This is a genomic window from Candidatus Defluviilinea gracilis (genome assembly GCF_057138825.1).
This window is the reverse complement of record NZ_DBNHEF010000060.1, coordinates 44,598-50,597: the sequence shown is the minus strand read 5'-3', so window position 1 is coordinate 50,597 and position 6,000 is coordinate 44,598. Positions and strand designations below refer to the sequence as shown.

The 6,000-nt window shown below is 54.8% G+C and carries 8 protein-coding genes; all 8 read left to right on the top strand.

The annotated features are described in order from the left end of the window. Positions 1-1,778 (top strand): ABC transporter permease (locus tag AC16KF_RS09150; protein ID WP_484037003.1); only part of this gene is annotated, 1,778 nt, incomplete at its 5' end. 220 nt (positions 1,779-1,998) lie between these two features. Further along, positions 1,999-3,165 carry an HlyD family secretion protein gene (locus AC16KF_RS09145; protein ID WP_484037002.1) on the top strand — a complete coding sequence of 389 codons (1,167 nt, stop codon included), beginning with the start codon at positions 1,999-2,001 and terminating at the stop codon, positions 3,163-3,165. A 130-nt stretch (positions 3,166-3,295) separates the two neighbouring features. Next, complete coding sequence (gene ruvB, locus AC16KF_RS09140) at positions 3,296-4,315, top strand: Holliday junction branch migration DNA helicase RuvB (protein WP_484037001.1); 1,020 nt, start codon at positions 3,296-3,298, stop codon at positions 4,313-4,315. A gap of 51 nt (positions 4,316-4,366) precedes the next feature. Further along, a complete protein-coding gene (locus AC16KF_RS09135; RefSeq protein ID WP_484037000.1) occupies positions 4,367-4,642 on the top strand; it encodes a hypothetical protein in 276 nt (91 codons plus the stop codon). After that, the gene (locus tag AC16KF_RS09130; RefSeq protein WP_484036999.1) at positions 4,629-5,018 is read left to right on the top strand and encodes a PIN domain-containing protein; all 390 of its coding nucleotides are present in this window, start codon (positions 4,629-4,631) and stop codon (positions 5,016-5,018) included. Before AC16KF_RS09135 ends, AC16KF_RS09130 begins: the two co-directional genes overlap by 14 nt. Before the next feature lie 4 nt (positions 5,019-5,022). Beyond that, the gene (locus AC16KF_RS09125; protein ID WP_484036998.1) at positions 5,023-5,250 is read left to right on the top strand and encodes a DUF2905 domain-containing protein; all 228 of its coding nucleotides are present in this window, start codon (positions 5,023-5,025) and stop codon (positions 5,248-5,250) included. A 72-nt stretch (positions 5,251-5,322) separates the two neighbouring features. Beyond that, on the top strand, positions 5,323-5,568 hold the full coding sequence (locus AC16KF_RS09120) for a hypothetical protein (protein WP_484036997.1): 246 nt from the start codon (positions 5,323-5,325) through the stop codon (positions 5,566-5,568). 2 nt (positions 5,569-5,570) lie between these two features. Further along, entirely contained in the window at positions 5,571-5,978 is a 408-nt protein-coding gene (locus AC16KF_RS09115; protein WP_484036996.1) for a PIN domain-containing protein, read from the top strand. Positions 5,979-6,000 lie beyond the last annotated feature (22 nt).

Below are 6,000 nucleotides of genomic sequence, written 5' to 3'. Positions count from 1 at the left end.
TCCGCGAGGTGGGGGCGGCGTTGAAAGACAAACTCGAAAAGAACGGACAACTCGTGGTCCGTTCGCGGTTCTCCGAATCGCATAAGCATCCGCTGGCAGATACGATCAACGCGGTGCTCGGCATCCTGTTGGCGTTGGGAATTTTGATCGTATTCCTCTCCAGTTCGTTGATCGCCAACACGTTGAGCGCGTTGTTGAACCAACACTTGCGGCACATCGGCGTGATCAAGCTCGTGGGCGGACAGCGCAATCAAGTCTTCGTGATGTACATTACGCTCATCATGGCGTTCGGAGTCATCGCGTTGCTGATCGCGGTCCCGTTCGGCGGCGCGGGCGCGTATGGTCTGGCGGAATTCATCGCCAACGAACTGAATTTCAATTTGCTCGGCTATCGCATCGTGCCGCTGGCGTTCCTGATTCAAATCCTCGTCGGCTTGTTTGTTCCGCTCATTGCGGGGCTCGCGCCTGTGGTCAACGGATCGCGTATCACGGTGTTGCGCGCTCTCAGCGGTGGGTTGGCTGACGACGAGCGACCAGCCCGAAGCGGCGAAGAGAAGCGTCTGTCGCGGCTGGATTGGATCCAAGTCAAGGCGACGCGTCTGCTTGCCGCGCGCGGAATCCACATCCCGCGTCCGTTCGTCATATCACTGCGCAACACATTCCGAAGAAAGAGTCGGCTCATGCTGACGTTGTTCACGCTGACGATGGGCGGCGCGATCTTCATCGCGGTCTTCAATGTGCGCGTGTCGTTGCACGAGTACATCGGGCAGATCAGCAAATATTTTTCCGCCGATGTTTCGCTGGATTTCGATGAGCCGTATCGTTTGCGAGAGATCGAACAAATTGCGATGAAGGTGAACGGCGTGGAGCGCGTGGAGGGTTGGCAGTTCGTGAGCGGTGAACTGCTCGACGCGAATGGGGACGTGATGGAGAATCTCAACATGTTCGGTCCGCCCGCGGACAGCGGACTCGTCCAGCCGAATCTTTTGGATGGGCGTTGGATCCGCGCGGACGATGTGAAGAAACTTGCCATCAGCGAAAGCGCGCGTAAATATTTTCCGAATCTCAATGTCGGCGATCAGGTGCATCTCAAGATCGAAGGGCGTGAAGAACTGTGGGAAGTGATCGGCATTTTTCAATTCATGGATCGCGAGGGCGTGCTGGCGTACGCGCCGTACGAATATGTTTCGCAGATGAACGATCTTGCGAACCGCTCGTATTCATTCAGGCTCGAAACGGAAGAACACAGCCGCGCCTACCAAGACGCCAAAGCCGAAGAGTTGGATAAATTCTTCCGCGATCAAGGTTTCAAAGTCCGCGTGGCAGAGTCGGGACGCGCGTCGTTGGATACGGCGGTGGAGAGTCTCGACACGCTCGTCGTGTTCCTGCTCATCATGGCGATCCTCACCGCCATCGTCGGCTCAATGGGACTCACAGGCACGATGGGCATGAATGTCCTCGAACGCACGCGCGAGATCGGCATCATGCGCGCCATCGGCGCAGACGATCGCGCCGTAATGCGGACGGTCATCGCCGAGGGCATCGTGATCGGCATGATGTCGTTTGCGCTCGCGGTGATTCTTTCCATCCCATTTTCGTATTTGCTGTCAACCATCGTCAGCCTCGCAATTTTCCAATCGGCAATTGACGTGGTCTTCACGTATCAAGGTTATGTCATCTGGCTCGCGCTGGTGTTGGCGCTCTCGACCCTCGCAAGCGTCATCCCTGCCCGCAACGCGGCGCGGCTGACGATCCGCGAGGTGTTGGCGTATGAATGAGGTAAACACGTAAACAGGTAGACAAGGAAACAGGTAAACACGGTGGTCGAGTAGCCCTGAGCGCGCTGAGCGGAGCGCTAGCGAAGACGAAGCGTCGAAGGGCGTACCGAGACCACAAGTATTCATGAAATATAAAGTTTGAATCTAGCCTGCTGGTTTCGATACGGGCTTCGCCCTACTCAACCAGCGAATTTATTATGGAAACAGAAAGAAGGATGCAATGAAAAACAAAACGAAAATTTTTATGATGATCTCCCTCATCGCCGCTTTGATCCTGACCGCCTGCGCGAATCAGGCGACGGGGACGCCTGCTCCTGCTTCGGAGAGCGTCGCGGCGTCTGAGGGCGTGATCGCCGAAGGGCGGCTCGAACCCGTCCACGCGGCGAACCTGACGTTTCGAGCAGTTGGCATCGTGGAATCGGTCAACGTGATGATCGGCGATTCGGTGAAAAGAGGCGATGAGTTGGCGCGTCTCTCGAATGCCAGCGTCGCGGAAGCGCAATTCCGCGCCGCGAATCTCGAGCTGGTCGGCGCGCAACAAGCGTTGGACTCGTTGAACCGCAACGGCTCTGCAAATCTCGCCGCCACATGGACGGCTTACATGAACGCGCAGGAAGTCCGCGAGACAGCCGAGCGCGAGTGGGAAGATTTGAACGTTGACTCCATCGAAGACCGCATCGAAGACGCGAGAGCCGACGTGGAAGATCGCAACGCCGATCTGCAGGACGCGAAGGACGAGTTTGGTAAGTACAAAGATTTGGATAAAGACAATTCCAAGCGCGTGACTGCCGAAGACGCGCTCGAAACCGCGCGGGAGGATTACAACGAAGCGATTCGCAATCTGGATGAGATCACGCGTGAGCGCGATACCGTCCGCGCCGCGTTGGATGCCGCGCTTGGGACCGAAGCCGAAGCGAAATATCAATACGAAACTTCCGCCAGCGGAGTTAACGAAGATCAACTTGCCTTGGCAACCGCTCGTTTGGAGAACGCGCAGGCGCAAGTGACAGCGGCGCAGGCGAATCTTTCCAATTATGTTCTCACCGCGCCGTTCGATGGAGTCGTCGCTGAGGTGGCAGTCAAAGCGGGCGAGCAGGTTTCCCCTGAGACTCGAATCGTGAGCGTGGCGGATACGTCCGCGTGGGTGATCGAGACGACCGACGTGACCGAACTCGAAGTGGTGAAATTGTCCGTTGGGCAAAATGTCACGTTCACTGCCGATGCGTTGCCTGATGTGACGATGAATGGCGTTGTCACAGAGATCAGCGGTTCGTCCGTGTTGCAAGGCGGTGACGTGATCTACACTGTGCGAATCGCGGCGCATGATGTTGATCCGCGCCTGAAGTGGGGGATGACAGTGGAAGTTACGTTCGAGCCATCGGAATAATTTCATTAGCCACAGAGAACACGGAGACCTTTGAGAAAATCTCAGAATCTCTGCGCGCTCTGTGGCTAGGTTTGTCATTTCCTGTCGGGCGGCTCATTGGGTCGCCCGTTTTATTTGCTATAATCCCTCCATGCCGAAACAACGCCCTCTCGACCCCGAATCGAAACCCGACGACCGCGTGGACAACGCGCTTCGGCCGCAACAACTTGCCGACCTCATCGGTCAGGATCAAGTGAAAGAGAATCTTTCGATCCTCATTGATGCGGCGAAACATCGCGGCGAGGCGTTGGATCATGTGTTGTTTTACGGTCCGCCTGGTTTGGGCAAGACCACGCTCGCGCATGTGTTGGGCAACGAGATGGGCGTCAACGTCAAGGTCACGGCGGGTCCCGCCATCGAACGCGCGGGCGATCTCGCCGCCATCCTCACCAACCTCCGCGCGGGCGATGTCATTTTTATTGATGAAATTCATCGCCTCGGACGCGCGGTGGAGGAAGTGCTCTACCCCGCGATGGAAGATTTCTCGTTGGACATCGTCATCGGCAAGGGACCCTCGGCTCGTTCTCTGCGCCTCAAACTGCCTCGCTTTACTGTCGTCGGCGCGACAACCCGACTGGCTCTCGTCACCGCGCCGTTGCGCGCGAGATTCGGCGCGGTCTATCGTTTGGATTATTACGACATCGAAGCCATGCGTCAAATTGTCGCGCGCGCCGCAGGGATGCTCAAAGTCTCCGCTGACGAATCAGGCATAAGGGAAGTGGCGAAGCGGGCGCGTGGGACTCCGCGTATCGCGTTGCGACTCCTGCGCCGCGTCCGCGACTTTGCCCAAGTCCGCGCAGATGGGACGATCACGCAATCCGTCGCGAAAGAAGCGTTGGACTTGTTGCAAGTGGACCCGCTCGGGCTCGACGATGTGGACCGCCGCGTCCTGCGGACGATCATCGAAAAATACAACGGCGGACCCGTCGGCTTGAACACCATCGCCGCGTCCATCAGCGAGGAACAGGACACGATCATGGACGTGGTCGAGCCATATCTTTTGCAACTCGGATTTTTAGACCGCACGCCGCAGGGACGCGTCGCGACAAAGTCCGCGTATGAGCATTTGGGGTTGGATTATGTGGAAGAGGGTCAGCCGAGGTTGTTGTAGGGGCGGGGTTTTCCCGCCCAGTTGTATAATGGCGTTGTATCGGAGGTTCGCATGGTCGTTACGAAGATCACTCAAAAATATACGTTGAGCATTCCCGATGAATATCGAAAAGCGTTACCTGCGGGGCAGGAGGTGGCGATCACGATTGATAAATTGGGACGCATGGTCGTCACTCCCATCGAGAAGATTCGCGAAGCGCTGGCTGAAAGTTTTGGGATGTGGGCGGATCGAACTGACATTTCCGCCGACTCGCTTAGGTATGTGCGTGAAATTCGCAAAGGATATCGTTTAGATTCGACGCGGACCGACTCGGATGAAACTGATTGACACCGATATTGCCATTGACCATTTTCATGGTCATCGCCAAACGTTCGAGTATTTCACCCAAACATTGGCAGACGGTGAAATTCTAGCCATGTCGGTGGTGAGCCTGACGGAGATTCTGGCGGGGATGCGCCCTGGTGAACAAGAGCGAACCGAGAAATTATTTAACCTGTTTCTCGTTATTGATGTGGACGAAGCAATTGCTCGTAAAGCGGGAGAGTACTTAAATCAACACAGAGCTGTGCGCAAGATGGAATTGGCAGATGCCCTGATCGCGGCAACCGCATTTGTTACGGGCGCTGAGGTGGTGACAAGAAATGTGAAGCATTATCCAATGGGGGACGTGCAGATCGCATCGCCGTATGAACGCGGAAGTTAGAGGCATGGATTCCGTTGCCCGCTACTTGATGCTCGGCGGAATTATCCTCTTCCTTATCGGCGGAGGCGCCTACCTCGCCGCGAAATTCGGCTTGCCGCTGGGACGGTTGCCGGGTGACATTCGCATCGAAGGCGAGAACGGCTCGTTCTATTTTCCGATTGCATCTTCGATTTTGGTGTCGGTGGTGTTGACCATTGTCCTCAATTTAATCTCTCGCTTTATACAAAAATAATATTGCAAACCTCCCCAAATCCTCCTTCGTGCGCTCGGTGTATAATTACCGCATAACGAAAGGCTATTTACTATGGCAACTCCACGCTTGGTTACTCCTGCTGGAAAAACAATAGAGCTCTCTCCAGAAACCTACAGGCAAATCCAAAAGATTTTGCGCGCTAAGAAACCTGCAATGTCGAAGGCGCAGCGTCTTCGACATATCGAAGCGACATATGGAAAATACGCGGGGAAGAAATCCCTGACACAGGCGCTGCTCAGAGAGCGAAAAGAGGAATTGGCGCGTGAAGAAGCCAAGATCAAGCGATTCCGATCATAAAGATGGCGCAATTTTTTGTGTTGGACGCATTCGCCTTGGTCGCTCATTTTGAGGCTGAGCTCAGTGGAGAAAAAGTAACTCAGCTATTAAAAGATGCGGGAGATGGGGAAATAAGTCTTGCAATGAGCATGATGAATGTTGGAGAGTTGGTTTATATCGTCAGCCGTGAGCAGGGAATCGATAAAGCCAAAACTGTATTAGCAGATTTGCAAGCCTTCCCGATTGCTTTCTATGATGCAACCGAAGAAAGAATCCTTGCCGCGGCATGGCTAAAAGCGAAATACCCAATTTCCTATGCCGATGCTTTTGCCGCGTCTCTAGCTATTGAATTAAATGCCTCTTTGGTTACAGGTGATTCTGAATTCAAAACGTTCAAAGAAAAACTCTCTTTGTTCTGGCTTGATCAGTAAGCGTTTGGATGCAGGGACATAG

Coding starts and splice junctions, on each gene's coding strand:
- AC16KF_RS09145 (WP_484037002.1), top strand. CDS start 1,999: ATGAAAAACAAAACGAAAATTTTTATGATGATCTCCCTCATCGCCGCT.
- ruvB (WP_484037001.1), top strand. CDS start 3,296: ATGCCGAAACAACGCCCTCTCGACCCCGAATCGAAACCCGACGACCGC.
- AC16KF_RS09135 (WP_484037000.1), top strand. CDS start 4,367: ATGGTCGTTACGAAGATCACTCAAAAATATACGTTGAGCATTCCCGAT.
- AC16KF_RS09130 (WP_484036999.1), top strand. CDS start 4,629: ATGAAACTGATTGACACCGATATTGCCATTGACCATTTTCATGGTCAT.
- AC16KF_RS09125 (WP_484036998.1), top strand. CDS start 5,023: ATGGATTCCGTTGCCCGCTACTTGATGCTCGGCGGAATTATCCTCTTC.
- AC16KF_RS09120 (WP_484036997.1), top strand. CDS start 5,323: ATGGCAACTCCACGCTTGGTTACTCCTGCTGGAAAAACAATAGAGCTC.
- AC16KF_RS09115 (WP_484036996.1), top strand. CDS start 5,571: ATGGCGCAATTTTTTGTGTTGGACGCATTCGCCTTGGTCGCTCATTTT.